General features: G+C 64.8%; 21 protein-coding genes. 5 read left to right on the forward strand and 16 right to left on the reverse strand.

The features are described 5' to 3' along the window. Positions 1-6 precede the first annotated feature (6 nt). From DNX69_RS18810 to DNX69_RS18825, 4 genes are all read right to left on the reverse strand, one after another. Positions 7-1,065, reverse strand: a complete 1,059-nt coding sequence (locus DNX69_RS18810; protein ID WP_110787426.1) for an ABC transporter ATP-binding protein — start codon at positions 1,063-1,065, stop codon at positions 7-9. Positions 1,066-1,069: 4 nt separating this feature from the next. Beyond that, entirely contained in the window at positions 1,070-1,960 is an 891-nt protein-coding gene (locus DNX69_RS18815) for an ABC transporter permease (RefSeq protein WP_110787427.1), read from the reverse strand. Positions 1,961-1,979: 19 nt separating this feature from the next. After that, entirely contained in the window at positions 1,980-2,933 is a 954-nt protein-coding gene (locus tag DNX69_RS18820) for an ABC transporter permease (protein ID WP_110787428.1), read from the reverse strand. Between the two features lie 157 nt (positions 2,934-3,090). Beyond that, positions 3,091-4,752 (reverse strand): ABC transporter substrate-binding protein, encoded by a 1,662-nt coding sequence (locus DNX69_RS18825; RefSeq protein ID WP_110787429.1) that lies wholly within the window; start codon positions 4,750-4,752, stop codon positions 3,091-3,093. Between the two features lie 208 nt (positions 4,753-4,960). Here DNX69_RS18825 and DNX69_RS18830 point away from each other — a divergent pair, with 208 nt between their 5' ends. After that, entirely contained in the window at positions 4,961-6,562 is a 1,602-nt protein-coding gene (locus DNX69_RS18830) for an ABC transporter substrate-binding protein (protein WP_110787430.1), read from the forward strand. 196 nt (positions 6,563-6,758) lie between these two features. On the opposite strand, the gene DNX69_RS18835 is transcribed toward DNX69_RS18830, so the two are convergent. Continuing rightward, positions 6,759-7,193, reverse strand: coding sequence for an EF-hand domain-containing protein (locus DNX69_RS18835; RefSeq protein WP_110787431.1), 435 nt, complete (start codon positions 7,191-7,193; stop codon positions 6,759-6,761). A gap of 20 nt (positions 7,194-7,213) precedes the next feature. After that, the gene (locus DNX69_RS18840) at positions 7,214-9,577 is read right to left on the reverse strand and encodes a TonB-dependent receptor family protein (protein ID WP_234827003.1); all 2,364 of its coding nucleotides are present in this window, start codon (positions 9,575-9,577) and stop codon (positions 7,214-7,216) included. Positions 9,578-9,967: 390 nt separating this feature from the next. Between DNX69_RS18840 and DNX69_RS18845 the strand changes: the two genes are divergently transcribed. Further along, on the forward strand, positions 9,968-10,672 hold the full coding sequence (locus DNX69_RS18845; protein WP_110787433.1) for a Crp/Fnr family transcriptional regulator: 705 nt from the start codon (positions 9,968-9,970) through the stop codon (positions 10,670-10,672). A gap of 181 nt (positions 10,673-10,853) precedes the next feature. Next, positions 10,854-11,795 (forward strand): sensor domain-containing diguanylate cyclase, encoded by a 942-nt coding sequence (locus DNX69_RS18850; protein WP_110787434.1) that lies wholly within the window; start codon positions 10,854-10,856, stop codon positions 11,793-11,795. A gap of 383 nt (positions 11,796-12,178) precedes the next feature. Here the strand turns inward: DNX69_RS18850 and DNX69_RS18860 are convergent, their stop codons facing one another. Then, positions 12,179-12,724: a carboxymuconolactone decarboxylase family protein gene (locus DNX69_RS18860; protein WP_110787435.1), complete on the reverse strand. Its 546-nt coding sequence runs from the start codon at positions 12,722-12,724 to the stop codon at positions 12,179-12,181. 164 nt (positions 12,725-12,888) lie between these two features. On the opposite strand from DNX69_RS18860, the gene DNX69_RS18865 reads away from it, so the two are divergent. Then, complete coding sequence (locus tag DNX69_RS18865) at positions 12,889-14,073, forward strand: acyl-CoA dehydrogenase family protein (protein WP_110787436.1); 1,185 nt, start codon at positions 12,889-12,891, stop codon at positions 14,071-14,073. A 154-nt stretch (positions 14,074-14,227) separates the two neighbouring features. Then, positions 14,228-15,367: an acyl-CoA dehydrogenase family protein gene (locus DNX69_RS18870; protein WP_110787437.1), complete on the forward strand. Its 1,140-nt coding sequence runs from the start codon at positions 14,228-14,230 to the stop codon at positions 15,365-15,367. 336 nt (positions 15,368-15,703) lie between these two features. Here DNX69_RS18870 and DNX69_RS18875 read toward each other — a convergent pair whose 3' ends face one another. The 9 genes from DNX69_RS18875 to DNX69_RS18915 all read right to left on the reverse strand — a co-directional run bounded on the left by DNX69_RS18875 (position 15,704) and on the right by DNX69_RS18915 (position 25,821). After that, positions 15,704-16,738, reverse strand: coding sequence for an amino acid ABC transporter substrate-binding protein (locus DNX69_RS18875; protein ID WP_110787438.1), 1,035 nt, complete (start codon positions 16,736-16,738; stop codon positions 15,704-15,706). 46 nt (positions 16,739-16,784) lie between these two features. Then, positions 16,785-17,378, reverse strand: coding sequence for a L,D-transpeptidase (locus tag DNX69_RS18880; protein ID WP_110787439.1), 594 nt, complete (start codon positions 17,376-17,378; stop codon positions 16,785-16,787). Between the two features lie 40 nt (positions 17,379-17,418). Further along, positions 17,419-17,550, reverse strand: a complete 132-nt coding sequence (locus DNX69_RS18885) for a DUF2474 domain-containing protein (RefSeq protein ID WP_110787440.1) — start codon at positions 17,548-17,550, stop codon at positions 17,419-17,421. Next, the gene (cydB, locus tag DNX69_RS18890) at positions 17,547-18,551 is read right to left on the reverse strand and encodes a cytochrome d ubiquinol oxidase subunit II (RefSeq protein ID WP_110787714.1); all 1,005 of its coding nucleotides are present in this window, start codon (positions 18,549-18,551) and stop codon (positions 17,547-17,549) included. The genes DNX69_RS18885 and cydB overlap by 4 nt, the downstream gene beginning before the upstream one ends. A 19-nt stretch (positions 18,552-18,570) precedes the next feature. Beyond that, the gene (locus DNX69_RS18895; protein ID WP_110787441.1) at positions 18,571-19,977 is read right to left on the reverse strand and encodes a cytochrome ubiquinol oxidase subunit I; all 1,407 of its coding nucleotides are present in this window, start codon (positions 19,975-19,977) and stop codon (positions 18,571-18,573) included. Between the two features lie 508 nt (positions 19,978-20,485). Then, a complete protein-coding gene (locus DNX69_RS18900) occupies positions 20,486-21,097 on the reverse strand; it encodes a sigma-70 family RNA polymerase sigma factor (RefSeq protein ID WP_110787442.1) in 612 nt (203 codons plus the stop codon). A 205-nt stretch (positions 21,098-21,302) separates the two neighbouring features. Beyond that, positions 21,303-22,043 (reverse strand): response regulator, encoded by a 741-nt coding sequence (locus DNX69_RS18905; RefSeq protein ID WP_110787443.1) that lies wholly within the window; start codon positions 22,041-22,043, stop codon positions 21,303-21,305. Further along, the gene (locus DNX69_RS18910) at positions 22,040-23,779 is read right to left on the reverse strand and encodes an ATP-binding response regulator (RefSeq protein ID WP_110787444.1); all 1,740 of its coding nucleotides are present in this window, start codon (positions 23,777-23,779) and stop codon (positions 22,040-22,042) included. The genes DNX69_RS18905 and DNX69_RS18910 overlap by 4 nt, the downstream gene beginning before the upstream one ends. Next, positions 23,749-25,821, reverse strand: a complete 2,073-nt coding sequence (locus tag DNX69_RS18915; protein WP_110787445.1) for a sensor histidine kinase — start codon at positions 25,819-25,821, stop codon at positions 23,749-23,751. The genes DNX69_RS18910 and DNX69_RS18915 overlap by 31 nt, the downstream gene beginning before the upstream one ends. Between the last annotated feature and the right edge of the window lie 38 nt (positions 25,822-25,859).

Below are 25,859 nucleotides of genomic sequence, written 5' to 3' on the forward strand. Positions count from 1 at the left end.
TTCTCCTTAGGCGGCGCGGCTGTGTCCCGAGCCGGGAATCGACATGAAGCACGCGGCCTGATGGCCGCTGTCGCCGATCGGCGACAGCTTTGGCTTGGCCTGCGAGCATAGCGCCTCCGCGAACGGACAGCGCGGATGAAACCGGCAGCCGGCCGGCGGATCAATCGGGTTCGGCGGATCGCCGGTGATCGGCGGAACCTCGGTGCGGCGGTCGGGATCGGACGACGGCATCGCCGCCAGCAGCGCCCGCGTATAGGGATGCGCAGGCTGATCCCACACGTCGTCGACCGGGCCGAGCTCGACGACTTCGCCGAGATACATCACCAGCACGCGGTCTGAGATGTAGCGCACCACGTTGAGATCGTGGCTGATGAAAAGATAGGTCAGGCCGAATTCGCGCTTCAGGTCGGCGAGCAGATTCAGCACCTGCGCCTCGACCGATTTGTCGAGCGCAGACACCGACTCGTCGAGGATCACCAGGCGCGGCGACAGCGCCAGCGCGCGGGCGATGTTGACGCGCTGGCGCTGGCCGCCGGACACTTCGTGCGGATAGCGATGCGCGAAGTTCTCGGGCCGCAGCCCGACCTTGCCGAGCAGTTCGCGCGCCAGCGCGCGGGCGCTGGCGTCGCTCATGCCGTGGACCTTCGGGCCGAACGCGATCGAGTCCTCGATCGTCAGCCGCGGATTGAGCGAGGCATAGCTGTCCTGAAACACCATCTGCATGCCGCGGCGCAGCTCGCGTAAGCTGAGCTCGCGCCCCACCTGCCGGGCGTCGAAAATGATCTCGCCTGCGGTCGTCGGCATCAGGTGCATCAACAGCCGCGCGGTGGTCGACTTGCCGCAGCCGGATTCGCCGACGATGCCGAGCGTCTCGCCCTTGGCGATCGAGAAGCTGACGTCGTCGACCGCCCGCACCGTCTTGGCGCCGCCGAACAGTCCGGTGCCGCGCACCGGGAAATGCTTGGTGAGACCGTTGACCTGCAGCAGCGGCTGGGCGGCGCCGCCGATGTCTTCGATCGGCTCGAATTTTTCGACTTCTGCGATTGCGGAAACGGCTTTGCTCATCGCCTCAGTTCCTGATGTCCATGGCGCTGCGCATCGAGTCGCTCAGCAGGTTGAAGCAGATCGACACCGCGAAGATCATCACGCCGGGCAGCGCCGCCACCCAGGGGTTGACGTAGATCGCGGTGCGCAGCGTGTTCAGCATCAAGCCCCATTCCGGCTCCGGCGGCTTGGTGCCGAGACCGAGGAACGACAGGCCGGCGGCCAGGATCATCGACACCGAGATCAGGCCGGTGGCGTAGACGAAGATCGGGCCGAGCACGTTGCCGAGCATGTGCACCCGCATGATGGTGAAGGCGCCGGCGCCGGAGGCGCGGGCGGCTTCGACGAAATCCATGTTGCGGACGCTGGTGGTGACGCTTTCCGCGACGCGGGTGATCTGCGGCACGAACACCACGGTCAGCGATACGATCGAGTTGGTGATGCCGGCGCCGAGCGCGCCGGAGATCGCGATCGCCAGCAGCACCGACGGGAAGGCGTAGAACACGTCGATCGTCCGCATGATCGCGGTGTTGACCTTGCCGCCGACATAGCCGGCGATCAGGCCCAGCGAGGTGCCGATCATGAAAGCGAAAATCACCGGCAGCACGCCGATGAACAGCGACAGCCGGCCGCCATAGACCAGCCGGGCCAGCATGTCGCGGCCGAGTTCGTCGCTGCCCAGCGGATAGTTGGCGGTGCCGATCGGTTTCAGCCGCCGGATCATCGAGCCCTGATACGGATCGGCGAGATGCAGCCACGGCGCCAGCACCGCGGCGAGCACGATCAGCAGCAGGATGATGCCGCAGGCGACCGCGATCTTATCGCGGATCAGGCGCCGGCCGACATTGGCCCAATAGCCGCGGGCTTTACCGGCGGGTGCGGTCTGCGGCGCGGCGTCGGAAGCGGTCAAACTCATCGTCGGTGCTCCCATGACGTCAGGCCCGCTTGATCCGCGGATCGATCAGCGCCTGGGCGATGTCGACCGAGAGATTGAGCAGCACGAAGAACAGCGCCAGCACCAGGATCGTGCCCTGCAGCAGCGGCAGGTCGCGCTGGAAGATCGCCGAATTGAGCAGCAGCCCGGAGCCCGGCCAGGAGAACACCGTCTCGACCAGGATCGAGCCGCCGAGCATGTAGCCGAGCTGAAGGCCCATCACGGCGAGCGCGGTCGGCGCCGCGTTCTTGACGACGTGGCCAAACACGCCGGTTTCGCGCAGGCCCTTGGCGCGTAGCGCCTCGACGAAATCCTGCGACAGGATATCGCCGGTGAGCGCCCGCACCGTGCGGGTGACGATGCCCATCGGGATGACCGAGGTGGTGATCGCCGGCAGGATCAGGAAACGGATATGCGCCCAGTCCCAGGCCCATTGCCCGGAGCCGCCGGGGCCGGCGCCGACCGCGGGCAGCCAGTTGAGCTGCACCGAGAACACGATCACCAGCACCATGCCGAGCCAGTAGTGCGGCACCGAGACGCCGGCGATGGCGATGCCGGTGGCCATCTTGTCGATCCAGGTGTCGCGGAAGTAGCCGGCGATCAGGCCGAACAGCAGGCCGAACGAAAACCCGATGATCGCCGCAGCGATCGCCAGCATCACGGTGTTGCTGACGGCGCGCATCACCTCGGCCAGCACCGGACGGCCGGTTGCGATCGAAGTGCCGAGATCGCCGTGCAGCGCCTTCCACAGCCACAGCCCGAACTGTACCGGCAGCGGCCGGTCGAAGCCGTAGGCGGTGCGCAGCTGCGCCGCGAGCTCCTGCGACGCGTCCGCCGGCAGCACGGCGACCAGCGGATCGCCGGGCGTGATGTGCACCAGCATGAAGCACACCAGCGCGACGCTGAGGACGATCGGAACGACATAAACGATGCGGCGGGCGATATAGGCGAGCACGGGACTCTCACTCGAACGAGGATGCAGTCAGTCGGATCGGGGCGTCTCCCCCCGTCATTGCGAGCGCAGCGAAGCAATCCAGTGATCAGTGCATAGGGCTGGATTGCTTCGTCGCTTCGCTCCTCGCAATGACGGGCTGGAGTTTCAGCAGTGCCTCTTACGGTGCGATCGACACCGGAGAGAAGTCGACGAACCAGCTCTTGGGCTGGACGAAGCCCTTGATCTTCGGGCTGAGCGCGCGCGGGCCGACGTCGTGGGCGACGTAAAGGAACGCGGCGTCGTCGATCGAAGCGGCGTTTAGCTCGGCTAGCACTTCGTCACGCTGCTTGTCGTCAAACGTGGTTCGCGCCTTCTTCACCAGCTCGTCGAACTTCGGGTTGTTGATGTAACCCCAATTGTTCGACACCGGCGGCGCCATCGACGACTGCAGGAAGCGAACCAGCGCGAAGAACGGGTCCATCGCCGCGTAGGTGACGTTGATCGCGTCGGAGCCGTTCGCCGACGGATCCTTGACGCCGCGGCGCCAGTTGGTGAACAGCGTGTTCCATTCGATCACGTCGAGCTTGACGTCGAAGTAACACTCCGCCAGCGCCTGCTGCAGATACTCGTTCATCGGCAGCGGCAGCATCTGGCCGGAGCCCGACGCCGAGGTCTGCACCTTGACGGTGAGTTTCTTGTTCGGGCCGTAGCCGGCTTCCTTCATCAGCTTCTGCGCCGCTGGCAGATCGTACTTGATCTGGAACGAGGGCTTGCCGCGCCAGGGATGGCCGGGCTCGAACGTACCGGTCGCCGGCACCATCAGGCCGGCGAGCAGCCCGTCGCGCATGCCTTCACGGTCGATGCACAGATTGGCGGCGCGGCGAACCCGGATGTCGTTCCAGGGCGAGCCTTCGATCCGCGAGAACTGCCACGGCCAGACGTGCGGCTGTTCGTTCTTCTCGATCTTGAAGCCGCGGGATTCAATTTCTTTCACCGCGTCGGGGGCGGGGGCTTCGATCCAGTCGACCTGGCCGGACAGCAGCGCCGCGGTGCGGGCGTTGGCTTCCGGCATCGGCAGCAGCACCATGCGGTCGACATGGGGGATGCGGTTCTTGTCCCAGTAGCCATCGTTCTTGACCAGCTCGAGCCGCTCGCGCGGCGTGAACTTCGCCATCTTCCACGGGCCGGTGCCGGACGCGTCCTTGGCGAATGCGGCCCAGGCGGCGGTCGACTTCGCTTTGGCGTCGGCGCCTTCGGCCTTGTCGTACAACGCCTTCCATTTGGTCGGGCTGGCGATGAACAGGTTGGTGAGATTGATCGGCAGGAAGCTGTCGGGCTCCTTGGTGGTGAGCTCGACCGTCATGTCGTCGATCTTCTTCGCCGACACCAGGGTCGGCATGCGCGATGCGGTCACACCGATCTGGCTGGGATCGTATTGAGGTGCTTCTTTGTTGAGCACCTTGTCGACGTTCCAAACCACGGCGTCGGCGTTGAAGTCACTACCGTCGTGAAACTTGACGCCGGGGCGCAGCTTGAAAATCCACTTTGTGTGATCATCGTCCTTCACCTTCCACTCGGTGGCGAGGCCGGGAATCACGACACTCGCTTTGGTTGCCGACGACAGGTCCCACATCGTTAGGCCGTCGTACATCGTCAGTCCGGTGAAACGATTACCTTCGAAGCCCTGATCAGGCTGTCCGAGGGTGCGCGGAATGTCCGCGGCCGTCATGCCGATGCGCAGCACGGATTCGGCGGACGCCAGCGATGGCATCATGAAGACGCTTGCCATCGACAGAGCGAGCAGCACAGCACGACGGTTGTTAAGACGAGAATTACGCATTCGACGAGAGTCCCTTTGCAGTGACTAATTGGCAGGCTGGTCAATGCAATGCATGTGCCAAGCAAAGCGGCAGACTGCCGTCGCGTGCATCCGCGATCCGAAACCGCATCCCTGAAAATGTGCGCAGACCCCCAATGCAAAACTGCGGTGCGCGCGTGGCGCGCTGGTTGCAGGCTGTTCGCCCATCGTCATCAGGAGATCAGTTGCGATGGTGCGGCTTAGGAGTTCATGGGTGCTGGGCGCGTTGTTTGCCGCGGCGAGTGCGATCGGCGCGGCGCGCGCGGAAACCGTGGTGCGTTACGGGATCTCGATGGCGGACATTCCGCTGACCACTGGTCAGCCGGATCGCGGCGCCGGCGCTTATCAGTTCACCGGCTACACCATCTACGATCCGCTGGTGGCGTGGGAGATGAACGTCGGCGACCGGCCCGGCAAGCTGGTGCCGGGGCTGGCGACCGAGTGGAAGGTCGACGACGCCGACAAGACCAAGTGGCGCTTCAGCTTACGCAAGGGCGTGAAGTTTCACGACGGCAGCGACTTCAACGCCGACGCGGTGATCTGGAATCTCGACAAGGTTCTCAACGATAAGGCACCGCAATTCGACAAGCGGCAGAGCGCGCAGGTGAAAACGCGGCTGCCCTCGGTGAAGAGCTGGGCGAAGATCGACGATTACACCGTGGAGATCACCACCAAGACCGTCGACTCGTTCTTCCCGTATCAGATGCTGTGGTTCCTGGTGTCGAGCCCGGCGCAATATGAAAAGGTCGGCAAGGATTGGGACAAGTTCGCCGCCAATCCGTCAGGGACTGGCCCCTTCAAGCTCACCAAGCTGGTGCCGCGCGAACTCGCCGAGCTGACGAAGAATAACGACTACTGGGACAAGTCGCGGCTGCCGAAGACCGACAAGCTGGTGCTGGTGCCGATGCCCGAAGCGCTGACCCGCACCAACGCGCTATTGGCGGGGCAGGTCGATCTGATCGAAACCCCAGCGCCCGACGCCGTGCCGCAGCTCAAAGCGGCCGGCATGAAGATCGTCGACAACGTCACGCCGCACGTCTGGAACTATCACCTCAGCGTGCTACCCGGCTCGCCGTGGACGGACGTGCGTTTGCGCAAGGCGCTCAATCTCGCGATCGACCGCGATGCGGTGGTCGGGCTGATGAACGGCCTCGCCAAACCGGCGGTCGGTCAGGTCGACCCGTCGAGCCCGTGGTTCGGTCATCCGTCGTTCAAGATCAAATACGATCTGGCCGAAGCCAAGAAGCTGGTGAAGGAAGCCGGCTACTCGCCGGAGAAGCCGCTGAAGACCACCTTCATCATCGCCAATGGCGGCACCGGCCAGATGCTGTCGCTGCCGATGAACGAGTTCCTGCAGCAGAGCTTCAAGGAGATCGGCATCGACGTCGAGTTCAAGGTGGTCGAACTCGAGGTGTTGTACACCGCGTGGCGGAAGGGGGCGGCCGACGAATCCAACGCCGGCATCACCGCCAACAACATCGCCTACGTCACCTCCGACCCGCTGTATGCGATCGTGCGGTTCTTCCATTCCGGACAGGTGGCGCCGGTCGGCGTCAACTGGGGAGGCTACAAGAACCCCAAGGTCGACGCGTTGATCGACGAGGCCAAGACCACGTTCGATCCCAAGAAGCAGGACGAGCTGCTGGCGCAGGCGCATTCGCTGATCGTCGACGACGCGGCGCTGGTGTGGGTGGTGCACGATACCAATCCGCACGCGCTGTCACCGAAGGTGAAGAGCTTCGTCCAGGCGCAGCACTGGTTCCAGGACGTGACCACGATCGGACTGCAGTAACCAAAACCTCAGATCGGTTCGCCAACAGAGCTGCGCACGATCGTGCGCAGCTCTTTTTTTGCGCCAAGCGCCGCTTCTTATCGCGACCAAAAGCTGAGCTTATCGACTGGCGCGATACATGCACAACATTGGGGCGCCATTTGCCTAATGTCGGCGCGGTTTGTTGCCGGATGTGTTGATCGGCCCGGGCGGATCGCTAGTCCGGGAAGTCGCGCGACGTCAGTTGCCCGTCGCCATCCTTGTCGATCGCCTTCATCCACGCCGCGCTGCCGTCGATGAATTCAGCCCGTGACACCCGGCCGTCGCCGTCAGTGTCGTTACGCGGCAGCGTCAAGCCGTCAGCGATCTGCCGGATCTTGGTCTGCTCCTCGGGCGAGAACCGCGCGATGCCGGCGTCGCGCACCTTGTCGAAGCGGGCGTATTCGTCGCGATCGAGATAGCCGTCGGCATTGGCGTCGAAGGCGTAGAACCGCTGCTCACGTCCCTGCTTGATCTCGGCCAGCGTGACGACGCCGTCATTGTTGCCGTCCCATTGCTCCAGGAAGTGCGAAAGGCTGACCGAGTCCGCGGCGATCGCCGGCGCAACAAGTGTGGCGGCCGCGATGGCCGCCAGAAGAAGACGTTTGGTCATATCGTATCCTTGCTGGTTGATCAGAACGACGCCTTGATGCCGGCGTAGAAGCCGCGGCCGTCGCCGGGCAGGAAGGCGGCCTGATCGGGCCGCGCCTGATCCACCACCAACGTGGTCGCCGCATAGGTCTTGTTGAACAGGTTGGTGATCTCGCCGAACACCCGGAAGGTCTTGTTGATCCTGTACTCGCTGCGCAGGTCGACCACGGCGTAGGGATCGGCGTACAGCGTGTTCATGTTGTCGACCGGCACCTCGGCCGGGCTCCAGCGCACCGCGCCCTGCACCATCCAGGCGTCGGTCGCCTGCAGCTGCAACTGCGCGTAGATCAGATGCGGCACCGCGCCGCCGAGCTTGTTGTTGCCGCGCAGCGGATCGTCGACGAAGCGGAAGTCCTGATAGGTGTAGGCGAGACGGCCCGACAACCGGTCGGTGAACTTGACGCCAACGCCGAGCTCGACGCCGAAATGCGTGGTGCGGTCGGCGTTGATCGCGCCGATCGAGGCGCCGGTGACGTCGCGCAAATTGAGCAGCTCGTTGTCGACCCACGCGTAGTAGGAGACGACGTCCCAGGAGAACCGATCGGCGCGGCCGCGCCAGCCGCCTTCGACCGTCACCGCGGTCTGCGCCGACAGGTTCGGCGTCGCGAACGCCGCGGCGACCAGCTTGGGGCTGGGCGGCGTCGGGCGGCCGGGGCTAGAATTCGGGGTGCCGTTGATGGTGGCGATCAGATCGTCGTGGGTCGGCGGCTCGAAGCTGTGGCTGCCGGCGATGAAGAAGGTCTGCGTCGCGTCGGGCCGATACGACAGCGCCAGGCTCGGATTCCAGCCGGAGTAGGATCGCGCGTAGCCGTTGTCCTGGCTCGGCACTGAGCCGTTCGGCAGCAGCACGGTCGGCTTGGCCGGATTGTACGCGATCGTCGGCCGCGTCGCCGCGGTGTAGCGGTCGTCGTTGTCGCGGGTCGCATAGGCGTAGGAGATCGCCGGCGACACCGTCCATTGCTGCCAGACCGGCACGTTGGCGCCAGCGTACAGCGACAACGTCTGCGCATCCAGCCGGTTGCTGCCGAACTGCGCGCCGGTCATGCCGCTCTGGTTGAGATAGTAGTCGCGGTCCGCCGATCCGACGCTGTATTGCGCGGTGGTCTCGAACAGCGGCAGCAGCGCGTCCGCCGGATTGTAGGCGTAGCGGACGAGGCCGGTGAAGTCGCCGCCCTTGGTGGCGCGCGCGCCGGAAGAGATCGGAAACCGGAAGGTGTCGTCGGTGTAAGTGTAGCCGAGCGCGATGTCGATCAGATGCGCGTCGAAGGTCGCGGTGGTGCGGTTGCCGATCATGAACTGGCTGGCGTCGCGCCGCGGCTTGTCACGCACCGCGTTGGGGCCCGGATTGATCGCGACGCCATTGACCACGGTCGGTCCAGTCGCTGTCTGCCGCGGATTGGCGAACAGCGCATCCTTGTTGATCGGGCCGGCGACGTCGAAGCCGAGATCGGTGTAGCCGAGAAAGAACCGGGTTTTGACGTTCTCCGACAGCGCGATGCCGACATTGGCGTTGAGGCTGGTGCGGTCCGACGCATTGTAGTCGCGGAAGCCGTCGCGGCGGCTGGTGTCGAATTGCAGGAACGCGTCGACATTGTCCTTCCTGGTGCCGATCTGCGCGCTGCTGTTGATCTGGCCGAAGCTGCCGCCGCTCACCGACATCTGCACGCCGGGCTGGCTCGATCCGGTCGGCGAGACGAAATTGATCGCGCCGCTCAGCACGGTGGCGCCGAGCCGGTTGGCCATGTAGCCGCGATACACTTCGATCGCTTCGGCCTGCCGCGGATTGGCGAAGCCGACGATGTAGGAGCCGTCGGCGCGGTTGATCGGCAGGCCGTTGTACAGCACCAGCACGCCGCGCTCGGCTGGGTTTTGCTGTGCCGAGCCGCGCATCTGAATCCGCGGCTGGTCGTTGGCGCCGAGGAAGTTTTGGACGATCAGTCCCGGAATGCCGGACAGCGTATTGGCGAGCGTCGGATTGCCGGCGTTAGGCATGTCCTGCTGCGACACCAGCGCGACGCCGCCCGCCAGCACGTTGAACCGCTCGCGGACCAGATCCACCGTCTGGACGGTCGAAGCGGTCTGCGCAGCGTTCGGAGTCGCAGCGGGCGCGTTGCGGCGCACCACCGAACGCGGCCGCGCCGGCGCTCGCGCCGCCTCGCGCCGCTGCTCGACCACGATGGTATCGAGCATTATAGTCGCGCCCGGGGTCGCCGATTGCGCAAAGCAGAGCTGGCTGCTCGACGTCAGCAGCGCCGCGAGGCCGATCGTCCACACCGGGCGGCGGCGCGCCGCCGTATCGACCTCGGCGGTCATCCCCTGCAAGTGACGATGTGCATCCGTATTCATTCCCAAAGCCCCGTCCATTCGATGATCGCCCGTCCTCTCGACGCGCGCGGCGGCGATGTGTCCGCCCTTTCTCGCGTGCGAAAGACCAGCCGCCGCGGCCCGTCTGCCCGGCAACGGCGGGCGACGACGATCACGGTCTTTCGGATGTGATCTCGATGGCGACCCGGCTTTCTCGATCGGCGCCGACCATATCGAGCGGCCTCGCGGCGCTGTTTGCTTTCGAGCAAACAACGCCCGGCGATGCGCGCCGCCGGGTTGGAAATCCTTGCAACTGTGACATTTATTCACGCGCCGATTAGAGGCCTTCAAAACACAGCCGGCCTGCGCGCTGATAGGGAAGAGAACGTAGGAAACGCCCGACGACAAACGCCGCACATTTACGGGTCGACGATGGACAAGGGTGCCTTCCACGCAGCCGCAACACGGAGCGGACTGTTCTCGCAACTGCCACCGGCGGAGGCCTCGCGTCTACTCGACGCGTCGAGCCTGCGACAATTTCCGGTCGGGCAGGCGCTGTTTCACCAGGGCGATACCCCGGAATATTTGTACCAGATCGTCAGCGGCCTGGTCCGTATCACACAGATCAACAGCGCAGGCGAACAGATCACGTTGCGGATCATGCGGCCGGGCGATCTGTGTTGCGTGGCGGCGTTTCGTCAGCGCTCCTATCCGGCGACAGCGACTGCGATTAAGGCCACCGCGACGCTGGCGTGGCGGACGAACTCGTTCATCGCGCTGACACAGCAGAGCCCGGCGATCGCCGACAACGTCGTCTGCATCGCCGGCGATCGCACCCGCGAGATGCTGCAGCGGGCGACCGAGATGACCGGCAAGTGTATCGCGCAGCGGATCGCCGCCTCGCTGCTGCGGCTGTCGGCCCAGGCCGGCACCGCCAACGCCGACGGCATCCACATCGAATCCCCGGTGACCCGGATCGACCTCGCCTCGATGGCCGGGCTCACGTATTTCACGGTGAGCCGCACCCTCAGCGCCTGGCAGAAGCAAGGACTGGTCAAAAGCGGCCGCCACCGCCTGACCATCCTGGACATGCCGCGGCTTGCCGAAATCGCCGAGCCGCGCGTCGGGGCGTTGTGAGGCAGGACGAGCGGTGGTTTCTTAAGGCGCTGGATCCCGATTGTTCAGCGGCGCGGTTCAGGGGCGAGACGCCGGCGCATGCCTGCGACCGGTGAATACGGGGCGGCATATAGAATTCGTTAATGCCGCTGCCCTAGTCCTAAAGTCGGTAACAAAGTCGCGAAATGATGCCGGATCACCGATGAGGGACAACCCTGCTGCTTCGGTTTTATCGGACGTGGATCGCTTGCGCCTCTATGATCGTGCGCTGAATGCGGCGCGGATCGGCGTCTGGGAGTGTGACCTCGAGACCGAGCGTTTGAGCTGGACGTCGGGGGTCTATGCCATCTTCGGCTATCCGGCGGGCAACCCGCTGCGGCGCGCTAGCATTGTCGACCTCTACATCGAGGAATCCAGGCGGCACATGGAGCTCGCCCGCGCCGACGTGATCCGCAGCGGCCGTCCGGTCACGCTCGATACCGAGATCCGAACCTGGAACGGCGAAAGACGCTGGATGCGTCTGTCGATCGATGCGCTGCGCGTGGGTGACCGTTCGGTGCGGATCTTCGGCTGCAAGCAGGACGTGACTGCCGACCGGCTGTCGATCGAACACCTCCGGAGGCAGGCTGAAACCGATCCGCTCACCGGTCTCGCCAATCGCGCGATGTTTCAGACGCGCTATCGCGAAGTGGTGGGCGATGGCCTCAATCACGGTTGCGCGTCGGCGCTGGTTCTGATCGACCTCGATGGCTTCAAGGATCTCAACGATACGCTCGGCCATCTGGCCGGCGATGCATGCCTGTGCGAGGTAGCGCAGCGCCTCCGGCGTGCATTCCAAAACGCCGGTCTGATCAGCCGGCTCGGCGGTGACGAGTTCGCCATCATCCTGCGGGCGCCGACCGATCCGGCGCGGATCGCCGAGGTGCTGCAGCGGACAATCGTGATGCTCGGCCGTCCGCTGTTCTGGAACGGTCATCGCATCAAGGTCAGCGCGTCGATCGGCGCCGCCCTGATCGGCCGCCCGCATCGACGGCGGATCACCGACCTGTTCGAAGAAGCCGACCTCGCGCTGTATCAGGCCAAAGCGGCGGGCCGCAATCGCGTGCATCTGATAGGGGACGAGGCGCGGAGCCGGGCGGCTTAGCTGGCGTGGAGTGGGCCGTTCGGGTCGGACGGGTGCGGAGTGAAGCCCGCGTGACCGAGGCTGCGGCTGCTTTGGTCAGAAGCAGCCTAGTTGGCGGGCAATTCTCACAGCCAGGATTCCTGCAGCACCGGTTGCGTCGTTGACGAGCACCGTCTCTCCCGCATTTAATCCGGCCCGCCTTGTCAACGCGGCCCAAGACGACATGCCTGGGTTGGCGATGACGGCGGCGATGGGCGTCGATACCGTCCGTATGCCACCTACTGTCCATCTGGAACGGCCGTGCGTTCGGCCGTGCTGCCGAAGGGGATCCTCGGCAGCAGAAAGTGCACCCAATCGGGCCGCCGGACTGGGCGCTCGTCGGTCAATATCAATGTCCGTTGGTATCAGTCGAGCTCCGGAGTCTCGCCGTCGGGAAGCGGGAACTGGTAGGCGTTGAGCGTCATCGACACCATTGTGTAGTAGCCGCACAGTCCGATCACTTCGACCAAGCCGCGCTCGCCGAGCAGCCGCATCGCCTCGTCATACAGCGGCTGCGGCAGCCCCTTGGCTTCGTGCAAGGCTCGGGCGACATCGTAGATCACCTGCGCCTTCGGATCGTCGAGTGATGGCGTGCGACGGTCGCGGATCGCGTCGATGATGGCCGGATCGAGCCCGCCGTCGAGCGCCATCTTCTTGTGCGCGTACCATTCGAACTGCGCGGTCCAGTGCCGCGCCGTCACCAGGATCGCGAGTTCGGATTCCGCCGCGGTCAGCGATGTGTCGTAGCGCAGGAAGGCGCCGAGCCGGGTGGCGTGCCGCGCCATCTCCGGGCTCGCCAGCCACGCCATCATCGGCGGCGGCGGGCTGCCGCGCTTGCTGGCGATCGACTCGTCGTAGATCGCGCGCTGCTCGGCGCTCATTTCGCCAGGCGAAAGCAAATTCAGGCGCATCCTCGGTTGTCCTCTTTGGCTGTCGGGCATCCGTTCCCTAGCACATCGCCGCAAGACTGCAGCGCGAGACGGATATTGAATTCCACCGCGCGACGCGCCAAGGTCGCCGCCAACAATGCATCGCCGGCGTGCAAAGCGTCGGCGCAAATGTGGATGGAAACCGCATGACCGATCTCGAACAATTCCGCGCCGAGACCCGCGCCTGGCTGGAGGCTAATTGCCCCGCCGAGATGCGCACGCCGATGCAAGGCGACGAGGACAATTTCTGGGGGGGGCGCAACGCCACCTTCGCGTCCGAAGCGCAGAAAGTCTGGTTCGAGCGGATGCGCGACAAGGGCTGGACGGTTCCGGACTGGCCGACGCAATACGGCGGCGGTGGGCTCGACGGCGCCCAGCACAAGGTGTTGCGTGAAGAGATGGCTGCGATCGGCGCCCGCCCACCGCTGTCCTCGTTCGGCATCTGGATGCTCGGGCCGGCGCTGTTGAAATACGGCAACGAGGCGCAGAAGGCCGAGCACTTGCCGAAGATCGCGCGCGGTGAGATCCGCTGGTGCCAGGGCTATTCCGAGCCGAACGCCGGATCGGATCTGGCCTCGCTGCAGACCCGCGCCGTGCCGGACGGCGACGACTTCATCATCAACGGCTCGAAGATCTGGACGTCCTACGCCAATTATGCCGACTGGATTTTCTGTCTGGTGCGCACCGATCCGGCCGCCAAGAAGCACGACGGCATCAGCTTCATTCTATTCGACATGACGTCGCCCGGCGTGACCACCAAGCCGATCCTGCTGATCTCCGGCAAGTCGCCGTTCTGCGAGACCTTCTTCGACAACGTCCGGGTGCCGCAGTCGCACGTGGTCGGCACCATCAACCGCGGCTGGGATGTGGCGAAGTATCTGCTGCAGCACGAGCGCGCGATGATCTCCGGGATGGGCGGGCGCGACGGCGGCCGGCCGCTCGGCCAGGTCGCGGCGGATTCGCTCGGCACCGACGATCAGGGCCGGCTCGACGATCCGATTCTGCGCGGCCAGATCGCCACGTTCGACGTCGACGAGGCGGCGCTTGCCTGCGCGGCGGAGCGGGCGGTCGATCTCGCCAAGGCCGGGCAACTGCATCCGGCGTTTTCCTCGGCGATGAAGTACTACGGCACCGAGCTGAACAAGCGCCGCCACGAGATCCTGATGTCGGCCGGCGGCATCGATGCACTCGAGTGGGAGAGCGAGCGCAGCCACGAAGGCGCCCGCGCCCGCGCCTGGCTGCGCACCAAGGCCAACTCGATCGAGGGCGGCACCAGCGAAGTGATGCTCGGCATCGTCGCCAAGCGCATCCTCGATCTGCCGGGGGCTTAGTAGGTGTCCTCATCCTGAGGAGCGGCCGTCAGGCCGCGTCTCGAAGGATGAGGGGCCGCGGCGCTCATGGTTCGAGACGGCGCGCTGCGCGCGCCTCCTCACCATGAGGTCCTCGTATCGTTGCAACATCATTGATCTGATCGGAAACTCACCCATGGCTCTCGTCCTCACCGAAGAACAAACCATGCTGCGCGATTCGGCGCGCGGACTGATCGGCGACAAGGCGCCGGTCGCGCATTTGCGCAAGCTGCGCGACGAGCGCGATGCCACCGGCTTCTCCCGAGAATTGTGGAAGAGTTTTGCCGAAATGGGCCTCGCCGGCCTGTTGGTGCCGGAGGAATTCGGCGGCTCGGGGCTCGGCTGCGTCGAGGCCGGCGTGGTGATGGAGGAGATCGGCCGCAACCTGACGCCGTCGCCGCTGCTGTCGACCGCGATCCTGGCGGCTTCCGCGCTCGTTCGCGGCGGCTCGGAGGCGCAGAAGAAGGCTCACTTGCCGAAGATCGCCGATGGCTCGCTGATCGCGGCGCTGGCGGTCGACGAGGGCGCCAAGCACCGGCCTGCCAAGATCGCGCTGCAGGCGACCCGCTCCGGCAACGGCTTCAAACTGAAGGGCGACAAGGCGCTGGTGGTCGACGGTCACGTCGCCGATCTGTTGATCGTCGCCGCGCGGAGCGGCGGCCAGCCGGGCGATGCCGACGGCCTGACGCTGTTCCTGGTCGACCCGAAGGCCAAGGGCGTTGCGATCGAGCGCACCGTGATGGTCGATGCGCACAACGCAGCGCGGATCAGCTTCGACGACGTCGAGGTGAATGCCGATCAGGTGCTCGGCGAGGTCGATCGCGGCGGCGCGCTGCTCGAGGCGGTGCTGAATCTCGGCCGCGCCGCGGTCGCCGCCGAGATGCTCGGCGTCGCCGACGAGGCGTTTGGCCGGACGGTCAGCTATCTCAAGGAGCGCAAGCAGTTCGGCAGACTGATCGGCGAATTCCAGGCGCTGCAGCACCGCGCCGCGCATCTCTACACTGAGATCGAAATCCTTCGCGCCGCCGTGCTCAAGGCGCTGCAGGCGGTCGACGCCGATGCGGCTCAGGCGCGTGTGGCGGTATCAGTCGCCAAGGCCAAGGCCGGTACGGTGACGACGCTCGCAGTGCAGGAAGGCGTGCAGATGCACGGCGGCATGGGCATGACCGACCAGTTCGACATCGGCCTGTTCATGAAGCGCGCCCGGGTGCTGCAGGAACTGCTGGGCGACAGCGCCTACCATGCCGAGGCGCTGGCGGAGTGGAAGAAGTACTGAGCTCCCCTTCGTCAGGACGCTTTCGTGGTCATTCCGGGGCGCGAGCGCTAGCTCGCGAACCCGGAATCCCGAGATTGTTTCGAGATCTCGCCCTGAACCGCGAGATTCCGGGCTCGCGCTGCGCGCGCCCCGGAATGACGGACGAGAGGGTGCTATCAGCGGTTGGCGTTCAACGCCAAAGACCTTCAACCCCACCCACAGTCGTCATCCCCGCGTATGCGGGGATCCAGTATTCCAGAGACTTCGTTGCTGATCGCCGGCGCTCTGCAATACTGGGTCGCCCGCCTGCGCGGGCGATGACGGCAGTGTGTTCGGCAGCGTCTCGAATCCGATCGATCACCTGATCGGCGGCGCGTACTGGATGCCGCCGTGGCTCCAGAGCTGGTTGAGGCCGCGCGGGATGCCGAGCTGGCCGACATTGCGGTCGTAGACTTCGCCGTAATTGCCGACGTGGCGGATGATGCGGGCGGCCCAGTCCTTCGACAGGCCGAGATCCTCGCCGAATGCGCCGTCGGTGCCGACCAGGCGCATCACGTCCGGCTTCTTCGACTTCAGTGCCTGGTCGATGTTCTGCGAGGTGATGCCGAGTTCTTCGGCGTTGATCATCGCGTACAGCGTCCACTTCACAATCATCATCCAGTCGTCGTCGCGCTGGCGCACCACCGGTGCGAGCGGTTCCTTGGAGATGACGTCGGGCAGGATGACGTGATCAGCGGCGTTGGCGAAGGTCTTGCGCAGTGCGTAGAGCTGCGACACGTCGGCCGTGAAGGTATCGCACTGGCCGTCTTTGTAGGCCTTCACCACGTCGTCGAACTTGTCGGCCTTGACCTCCTGATACTTCATGTTGTTGGCGCGGAAGTAGTCGGCGAGGTTGAGCTGGGTGGTGGTGCCGTTCTGGACGCAGACCTTGCTGCCGTCGAGTTCGACCGCGCCGTCGATCTTGCGCGACGCCGGAACCATGAAGCCCTGGCCGTCGTAATAGGCGACCGCCGGGAAATACAGGTCGTAATTGGTCTCGCGCGACATGCTCCAGGTCGAGTTGCGCGACAGAATGTCGACCTTGCGGCTCTGCAGTTCCTTGAAGCGCTCGCTGGCATCGAGCGGCAGGAACTTGACCTTGGTCGGGTCGTCGAAGATTGCCGCCGCCACGGCGCGGCAGAAGTCGACGTCGAAGCCGCTCCAATTGCCCTTGTCGTCGGGTGTTGCGAAGCCGGGCAGGCCCTTGTTGACGCCGCACAGCACGGCGTCGCGGCGGATGGTGCGCTTCAGCGTCTTGGTATCGTAGCGCTCATAAGTGATCGCCGCCGCCGCGATGCCGGCAGCGACCACGAGCCCGATCGCGAGCCCGGTCTGAAACGTCCGTTTGAACATGCTGAGTCTTTCGTGATGAGCCAGGAAGGCGGGCGCGAGGGGCGCGTTACAGCTCGGGCCGTTGCCGGACCACCACCTTAGTGCCGACCGGCACGCGGTCGTAAAGGTCCATCACGTCGGCATTGACCAGCCGGAAGCAGCCGGACGAAATCGCGGTGCCGATGGTGTCGGGCCGGTTGGTGCCGTGGATGCGATACACCGTCGAGCCGAGATACATCGCCCGCGCGCCGAGCGGATTGCCTGGGCCGCCGGCCATGAAGCGCGGCAGATAGGGCTGGCGCTGGATCATCTCCGGCGGTGGCACCCAGTCCGGCCATTCGGCCTTGCGCGAGATCTTCAGCAGCCCCTTCCACTGAAAGCCTTCGCGGCCGACGCCGATGCCGTACCGCAACGCGCGATTGTTGCCCTGAACCAGATACAGATAGCGTTCGGAGGTCTGCACGATGATCGTGCCGGGCGCCTCGGTGGTGCGGAAGTACACCATCTGCTTCTGCCATTCGGGCGGCAGCACGTAGCTGTCATCAGCGACCAGACCGGGCTCGTCGCCGACATCCTGCTGCTGCGTGTAGCCCGGCACGGACGAAAGCGTGATCAGGGCTGCCGCAACTGCCACCCGGCCCAACAAGCGCGGAAATTTCATGATACCCCCATCGCGAACCACCGGTGGGCTATGTATCACGTCAGCTCTTGCCGATCCACAACCGCAGCAGCAGCGAGACCAGCGTCACCGCGCCGACACCGGCGAGCCATAGCGCCACGAACCACAGCAGTCGTCGTGGCAGCGGGCTCTTCGGTTCAATCGGCGCGCTCAATGGTAGCCGGTCTCCGGATCGACCTTTCCGCGGAATACCCAATAGGCCCACGCGGTGTAGACGAGGATGATCGGCACCAGGATGGCGACTCCGACCAGCATGAAGATCTGGCTGTTCTCCGGCGCGGCGGCCTGCCAGATGGTGATGCTGCGCGGCACCACATAGGGCCACAGGCTAATGCCGAGTCCGGCATAGGACAGCGCGAACAGGCACAGGGCGAGCAGGAACGGCTGGTAATCGCGTCGCTGCGCCAGCGCCCGCAGCAGCAGCGCGGTGACGACGGCGAGCGCGAGCGGGACCTGCGCGGTGGCGAGCACGTTGGGCCAGGCGAACCAACGCTGCGAATAGTCGTAGCTGAGGAACGGCGTCGCGGCGCTGACGGCGACAATCGCAGCGAGCAGCGCGAACAGCAGCCAGCGGCTCAGCCGATAAGCCATCTCGCGCAGATCGCCGGTGGTCTTCATCACCAGCCAGGTGGCGCCGAGCAGCGTGTAGCCGACCACCAGCGCGACACCGGTGAGCAGGCTGAACGGTGTCAGCCAATCCCACCACCCGCCCGCATAGGCTCGGCCTTCCACGGTGACGCCCTGCAGCAGCGCACCGAGCGCGATGCCTTGGGCCAATGCTGCCACCAGCGAGCCGAGAAAGAACGCGAGGTCCCAGCGATTGCGTTCGCGCTGGGTGCGCCAGCGAAACTCGAACGCGACGCCGCGAAACACCAGTCCGAGCAGCATCGCAATGATCGGCGTGTACAGCGCCGGCATCAGCACCGCATAGGCCAGCGGAAACGCCGCGAACAACCCGCCGCCGCCGAGCACCAGCCAGGTCTCGTTGCCGTCCCACACCGGCGCGACGCTGTTCATGACGACGTCACGGTCGCGTTTGGAGCGGAACAGCGGAAACAGAATGCCGAGACCGAGGTCGAAGCCGTCCATCACCACATAGACGAACACCGCAAAGGCGATGATGAAGGCCCAGATCGTCGCGATGTCGTAAACAATAGTCACAGCCGAATCCTGCTCAACTGAATCTGCGGGTGGCGATCGCGGGTGCCGGCGTGATGCCGGCGGCGCGTTCGGGCGCATCGCCGCGCGGACCTTCCTCGCCATGATGCGGCGGGTGCGCCATCAGACGCAGGATGTAGACCACGCCTGCAATGAAGATGACGAAGTACACCACTATGAAGGCGATCAGCGAGGTCGCCACCGCCGGCGCCGCGAGCGGCGAAACCGAGTCGGTGGTGCGGAGCAGGCCGAACACCGTGAACGGCTGTCGGCCGGTCTCGGTGGTCACCCAGCCGGCCAGCACGGCGATGAAGCCGGCTGGGCCCATCGCCAGCGCGAACCGGTGCAGGGGGCGGGATTCGAACAGCCGGCCGCGCCAGCGCAGCCACAGGCTGAACAGGCCGAGGCCGAGCATCAGGAAGCCGAGCGACACCATCACCCGGAACGACCCGAAGGTGATCGGTACCGGCGGCCAGTCTTCGCGCGGCACGGTGTCGAGGCCCGCGAGCGGTGCGTCGAGCGAATGCTTCAGGATCAGCGACGACAGCTTGGGAATTTCCAGCGCGTAGCGCACCACGGCCGCGTCCTGGTCGGGCAGGCCGAACAGGATCAGCGGCGCGCCGTCCGGATGACTCTGGTAATGGCCTTCCATCGCCATCACTTTGGCGGGCTGGTGCTCCAGCGTGTTGAGGCCGTGGGCGTCGCCGGCGAAAATCTGGATCGGCGCCACCACCGCGATCATCCACATCGCCATCGAGAACATCATCCGCGCGCCGGGCTGCCGGGTGTTGCTCAACAGGTGATAAGCGCCGACCGCACCGACCACCAGCGCAGTCGTCAGGTAGGCGGCGAGCACCATGTGCAACAGGCGATAGGGAAACGACGGATTGAAGATCAGCTTGAACCAGTCGACCGCGACGAATTGTCCGGCGTCGTTGATGGCGTAGCCTGCGGGCGTTTGCATCCAGGAATTCGCCGACAGAATCCAGAACGCCGAAATCAACGTGCCGATCGCGACCATCATCGTGGCAAGGAAATGCAACCGCGGTCCGACAAGCTTGAGGCCGAACAGCATCACGCCGAGAAAACCCGCCTCGAGGAAGAACGCGGTCAGGACCTCGTAAGCCATCAACGGCCCGAGCACAGGTCCGGTCTTGTCGGAGAACGCCGCCCAGTTGGTGCCGAACTGATAGGACATCACGATGCCCGACACCACGCCCATGCCGAACGCGATCGCGAAGATCTTCATCCAGTAGTTGAACAGGTTGATGAAGACTTCGCGCTTGGTCCACAGCCACAGCGCTTCCAGCACAGCGAGAAAACTCGCCAAGCCGATCGAAAAGGCCGGGAAGATGATGTGAAACGACATCGTGAAGGCGAACTGGAGGCGCGCCAGCACCACCGCATCAAGACTTTCGAACATCCCACCGACCCGTAGACGTAACGGAAGATGATGTGCACATCACCGATGCGGCTATGTATCGTCGCACTGCACCAATGCCTAGTCTACCGCCGTTAACAATTGCGCGACGGCGCTGCATTCAATCGACGATGGTGCGGTTTGTTTCGGATTTGCGGGCGCGCGCATCTCGCTGCGTCAACACATCGCATCGGCATGCCTCAAACGAGCGAAAACCCGGACGAGGGGGCATCTCGTCCGGGTCCCTTGGAGGCCTACGATGGGGTGTCGGAGGCTTTGGAATTTCGCTGTCGCGCCACCGGTGTTCGAGGTCGCTGCGTCGACGGAGATCACCCTAGCAGGCCGATCTTTCCGTTCGATGTCGTCGATCGTTTCAATTGTTTCGTTTCACGATCGAGCAGCCGCATCGAATATATATCCACCACCACATCGTGGCGCGAGAGCGGCGGACAAGAACCGCTCCAAACTGCGGTCGTGCGACCAAGCGGCGCGGATCGGCCCGCATGCGACGTCAGGCCGCGAGGCTTTCGACGCCGTGCCGCTTGAGCAATTCGGCGAGCTGCTTGCGGGCGTAGAACATCCGGGTCTTCACCGTGCTCTGCGGAATGCCGACGATGCGCCCGACCTCCTCGACCGACATCTCATGATAGTAGACCAGATTGATGATCTGGCGATGCGCCGGCGACAGTTTGTCGATGCAGGCGCGCAGGATGTCGCTGGTGCGGCTGCGATCCAGTGCCGTCTCCGGCGAGTCCGAGTCGTCGGCGATCTCCAGCACGTCGTCCTGATCGATGTCTTCGTGCTGTCGCTGGCGCAGCGCGGTCAGCGCCTTGAAGCGGGCGATCGACAGCAGCCAGGTCGACACTTGGGCGCGGCCTTCGAACTGCCGGGCGGTCCGCCACACGTCGAGGAACACCTGGCTGACCAGATCTTCGGCGGTGGCGGCGTCGCGCACCATCCGCAGGATGAAGCGATACACCCTGACATTGTGCCGGGCGTACAGCGTGTGCATCGCAGTCCGGTCGCCGTCCGCAATGTTGGCGAGCAGCGTTTCATCGCTCGTGGCTCTGGCGGCGAGGATGCCCAAGCGGCCGGCGTCGTTGAGCGCAATGACGTTCTGCATGACGAGCTCCCTTCGTGCCGCACTCCCCTGCGGCGTGTTGGGAGAACTACTAGTCAGCTACCGTTTCAGGAGGTCTGCGCCGGAGCGGAAAATGGTTTCGTGCCACGCTTGAATTGTTTCGTCTCGAAGGGGGTGACGAAACATTCGGCGCAAAAAGACGAGCCAGATCAGGGCATCCGTCGATCGCGACGGGATGCCGGCGGGGTCAGGGGCGGTCGCTGGCGGGCGAGAACAAATAGCCCCCGCCGCGAATTGTCCTGATTACGGCTGGTTTTGTCGGGTCCGGCTCGATCTTGCGGCGGATCCGCATGATGCGGAGATCGACGGCGCGGTCGAACGCTTCGGCGTCGCGCGCATTGGCCAGCTCCAGCAGCCGTTCGCGCGACAGCACTCGCTTCGGATTGGCGGCGAACACCTTCAGCAGGCCGAATTCCGACGCGGTTAGCGGATGCTCGTTGCCGTCGTCGTCGCGCAGCGCCTGGGCTTCGAGATCGAGCCATTTGGTGCCGAACCGGACGAGCTGGGCGCTATCGGTCTTGACTGGACTCGCCGTCTCGGCGGCGGCCGGCTTCGGCGGTGCTGCGCGGCGCAGCACCGACCGAATGCGCGCCATCAATTCACGTAGCTCGCAGGGTTTGGCGATGTAGTCGTCGGCGCCGAGTTCGAGGCCGACGACGCGGTCGATTGGCGAGGCGGTCGCGGTCAGCATAATCACCGGGACGTTGGACCTCGCCTTGAGGTCGCGGATGATCGACAGCCCGTCTTCTTCCGGCATGTTGAGATCGAGCACCACCAGATCCGGCAGCTTGGCGGCGATCTCGGCGCGCAGGCTCTTGCCGCCGTCGCACAGCGTGACGGCGAAGCCGTGCATCTTCAGATAGTCGCCCACCATTTCGCGGGCCGGGGCTTCGTCGTCGACGACGATAATGTGCGGATTCTGGCTCATGACAGCGATGCGGCGGGCAAGGTGATGGTGAAGGTTGCGCCCTGGCCGGGACCGGGGCTCGCGGCTGTGACCTGGCCGCCGTGCATGTCGACGATCTTCTTGACGATCGACAGCCCGAGGCCGGTCGAGCTCTCGCCGGCGGTCGGCTTGGCGGACAGCCGCTGGAACCGGCCGAACAACCGGCCGAGGTCTTCCGGCGACAGACCGGCGCCTTCGTCGGAGACGCGGATCACGGTGCCGTCGTCGTCGCCGTCGACCTGGAGCGCAATCTTGCCGCCGACCGGGCTGTATTTGATGGCGTTGCTGACCAGATTGTCGATCGCCTCGCGCATCCGGTCGGAATCGCACATCGTGGTGCAGGATTCCGGCGTCGAAACCGAGATCTCCTGCTGCTTGTTCTGCGCCATCGGCCGGTTGGCCTCCGCAACCTCGCCGACCAATGCGGCGAGGTCGACCGGCTCACGCCGGATCGAGATGTCGAATGCGTCGGCCATCGCGTCCGAAATCAAATGGTCGACCATCAGGGTGAGCCGTCTGGTCGCATCGCGGATGTGATCGACCTGGGCGATCACGTGGTCTTTGGAGGCTTCGGCGCCGATCAGTTCGGTCAGCATCTCGGTCCGGCCGAGGATGACGCCGAGCGGGTTCTTCAGATCGTGGGCGACGGTGCCGAGGATCTCGTTCTTGAACGCGTTGGCGCGCTGCAGCCGCAGCCACTGCGTCGACAGCCGGCGGTTGGCCAGCGTCAACGCCCGGGTGCGCTGCGCCACCCGCTCTTCGAGCTGGGTATTCGCCTCGTGCAGTTGCCGATACAGAATGACGTTGTCAAACGCGATCGACAACCGGCCGCCGAAGATCTCGACCAGCGAACGGTCGGTCTCCGACAGTTCGCGTTCGGCCTGCAGCAGCACCACCACCTCGCGGCCGCTGCCGGTGCGAATGTACAGCACGGTGCGGTGGTCGGCGAATTCGTGCTTGCGGCGCCGGAACGCTTCCTCGACCATCTGTCGGAGATTGAGGTCGAGCGAATTGGTTTGGCCGGTCGCGCTGATGAAGCGGCTGTAGCAACCGGACCCCGCCAGAACCGCAAATTCCTCACCGGCGTCTCGCAATACAAGGATACCGGCGCAATCGACATTGAGCAGCGAGGCCAGCTGGGTCAGCACGCCCTCGGCGAGCCGCTGCATCGATTTGAAGTCGTACAGCGTCGAGGCGGCGTCGATTATGATCTCGAGCCCGCGCCGCGTCTGCACCATGCGTTCGAGTTGCTGGTAACTGCGCAGCGCGGCGGTCAGCGATGTGAACAGCTTGTCGGCGGTCAGCTCGGTCTTGGCCTTGTAGTCGTTGATGTCGTAATCGACGATGACACGTCGCTCAGGTGCCTGGCCCGGCTGTCCGGTACGCAGGATGATGCGCACGGTCTCGTTCTTCAGCTCGTTGCGGATGAACTCGACCAAGTCGAGGCCGGCAGCGTCGGTCTCCATGATCACGTCGAGCAGAACCGCGGCGATGTCGGGGTTGGCACGCATCAGTTCGCGGCCTTCGGCGCCGGAATAGGCCGACACGATTTCCAGGCCCTGGCCGTTCAGGCTGTAGTCGCTGAGCGCGAACCGCGTGCCGTCGTGAACCGCGGTGTCGTCGTCGATCACCGCGATCTTCCATTTCCGTGCGCCCGATACCTCCGGCGTCGAATCGGTGTCTTCGATCAGCTCGAGGATATCGTCCTGGTCGGCCATTGCAGGGTTCCGTCGCTGGGCGGGTCGGCTGGTGCCACGCCGCCGGTGGCGGTTTTCGGCATGATAATGCGAAAAGTCGTGCCTTGTCCTAGTCTTGATTCCAGCACCATGCGGCCGCCGAGCTGCTGTGTCACCAGATTGTAAACGATATGCAGGCCGAGGCCGGTGCCTCCCTCGTTACGGCGCGTGGTGAAGAACGGATCGAACGCCTGGCGCTGCACGTCCGGCGTCATGCCGGCGCCGTCGTCGGAAAAAACGATCTCGACGTCGTCGGCACCGCGCGATCGCGCAGTGATGGTGATCGTACCGGGCTGGTTGCCCGGGAAGGCGTGGTTGGCGGCGTTCAGAAACAGATTGGTCAGGATCTGCCCATAGGCGCCGGGGTAGCCGTCGATCAACAGCCCCTCGGGCACGTCGATACGCAGATCGATCGGTGCGCGCTTCAGCACCGGCTTCAGGCTGGCGACGATCTGATCGGTCGCCTCGTGCAGCGAGAATTGCCGGCGTTCGGCGTGCGAGCGATCGACCGCGACCTGCTTGAAGGACTGGATCAGGTCGGCGGCGCGTTGCAGATTGCTGACGAGCTGTTGGGCGGCGTCCCGCGCCGAGCGGACGAATTCGTCGAGCTGCGAGCGCCGCAGGGGCATGTCACCCTTGAGCTCCGCCTCGAACGTCGTGGCGCGGCGGGTGAAGCTCGACGCCACCGTCAGGCTGATGCCGATTGGATTGTTGACCTCGTGGGCCACCCCGGCGACCAGACTGCCGAGCGCTGCCAGCCGTTCGGCATCGATCAAATTCTGCTGCGCGGTCTTTAGTTCGAGCAGCGCGCTCTCGGCTTTCTCTTTCGATGCGCGCAGGTCGTCTTCCGCCTTGCGCTTGTCGATGGCGTTTTCGCGGAACACCTCGACGGCGCGTGCCATCGCGCCGACCTCGTCCCTGGCCTCGATGCCGGCGACGCGGCGGTCGTAATTGCCCGAGGTGATGGCGTGCATCGCGGCGAGAATCTGCTGCAGCGGCAGGCGAATGCTGAGAGCGATCACGATCCCGGCGGAGATGATGATGCCCAGGAAGATCAGCGCGATCGTGAGTACCTTCTGCGAGATGCCGGCCAGGGTGCGGTCGAACTTCTCCTGCGCCTTCTGTTCGCGTTGCCGCATCTTGACCGACAGCGCGTCGATCGCAGCGATGGTCGCGGCCTGACTGGCGTCGATCGAGTTGCGGAGCAGGTCACTGCGCTTGGCGAGCTGATCGGTCAGTTCCTGCAAGCCGTCGCTCAGCGCCGCGGTGCGCAGCTTCAGCTTCTGCAGCCCCATCCTCTGCAGATCGTTGTCGGCGAGCTCGGTCATCACCGGGATGGTTCGCACGATCATCTCGGTATTCTGTCGTGCGTCTTCGGCGGCCTGCGGCGACAGCGACAGGTAGTAGGAGTTTGCCGCGACCAGCAGGGCGGTAAACGCCTCCCGGGCTCGGCCGAGCGGCGGCAGGATCATCGCGTCGCGCTGGCCGGTGGCGCCGCCGATCACAGCGAACAACGCGGCGATGTCGCGTGCCGGTGCCTGAACCTGGTTCTCGTAGGTCGCCTTGATGGTGGTCTGCAACGCCCGCAAATCACCAAAGCCGCTGAGAAAGCGTTCGGTCGCGCGCTCCAGCTCCTCGACCGAGCCGGACAGCATTGGATCGGTCGAGGCGCGATTGGTCAGCGTCCCGAGTACCGCCTCGCGCAGCAGCAAGATTTCGGCAAACAGATCGGGGCTGGGTTGATTGATGTAGCGATGGATGAGATTCTGCAGCCTTCCGGTTTCGCTTTCCAGCAAAGCCAGGATCTTGTCGGATTCCCTGACCTGACGAACGTCGTCCCAGGCGGTGCGCAGCTCCCGCGAGCCGCTCCAGATCAGGCTGACCAGGACCAGGACCACCAGCGAGTTCAATCCCGCGATCGACAGGATTCGCCAGCGGATCGGCACGGCCCGCACCAAGCCGATCAGGCTGGTGCGTCTCCGGTTATCGGGCCGCAGCTCGGCGTCAGCTGGCTGCGAAGGCATCGGGCCCAACCCGGTCGATGATGCGTCGATGACGGTTT

The sequence above is a fragment of the Rhodopseudomonas palustris genome, from assembly GCF_003226555.1.
GTDB classification, from domain to species: domain Bacteria; phylum Pseudomonadota; class Alphaproteobacteria; order Rhizobiales; family Xanthobacteraceae; genus Rhodopseudomonas; species Rhodopseudomonas palustris_I.